Below are 633 nucleotides of genomic sequence, written 5' to 3' on the forward strand. Positions count from 1 at the left end.
GCGTTGAACTTGTCCTTGCTGGGCTCCACGTACTGGGTGATGTCGGCGAGCACGCCCTGGGAGACCCAGGTCGTCACATACTCGGCGGTGTTCTGCACCAGGCAGGGCGCGTTCCCGGCCTTGACCGCGTTGGTCAGCTGCTTCTGCATGGTCAGCTGATCGGTGATCTTCGTGTACTTGAGCTTGACGTCCTTGTGGCTGGCGTTGAACGCCTTGACGACGGCTTCCTGGCCGTTGGCCCAGCCCCAGAAGGGGAGGGTCACCGTACCGGAAGACCCCGAGGACGCGTCGTCCCCGGATCCGCCGCAGGCGGAGAGCAGACCTGTCAGGGCGAGACCCGCGACGGCGGCGTGGGCGAACCTTCGCCTGGGGCTGGTGAAGTTCATCGGACCGTAATCCTTCGGAAAGTGGGCGTCTCAGAACGAAGAGGACGGCGGCTCGGGGCGTTGGCCAGGAACGGCGTGCCGGAAACTGTCGGCTCGCGGTTGCGGGGGACCGTCCAAGCAAAAGCTGTAGTAAGCGGTTCCAGGACCGTAGGCCGACGGCTCTCTGGATAGCAAGGGGTGTGCGGGAAATTGTTATGGCTGGTTATTCGTCGGTTCGCGTCCGGGCACGGCTCGGCCGCTGTTGGGG

At 64.6% G+C, this 633-nt stretch carries 1 protein-coding gene; it reads right to left on the reverse strand.

Annotation, left to right across the window (positions count from 1 at the left end; translation table 11 throughout):
- A partial coding sequence (locus DL990_RS41165) for an extracellular solute-binding protein (RefSeq protein ID WP_125801886.1) occupies positions 1-386 on the reverse strand: 386 nt, incomplete at its 3' end.
- Positions 387-633 lie beyond the last annotated feature (247 nt).

Origin of the sequence: Amycolatopsis sp. WAC 01416, from assembly GCF_003947485.1 — a bacterium.
Lineage (GTDB): Bacteria > Actinomycetota > Actinomycetes > Mycobacteriales > Pseudonocardiaceae > Amycolatopsis.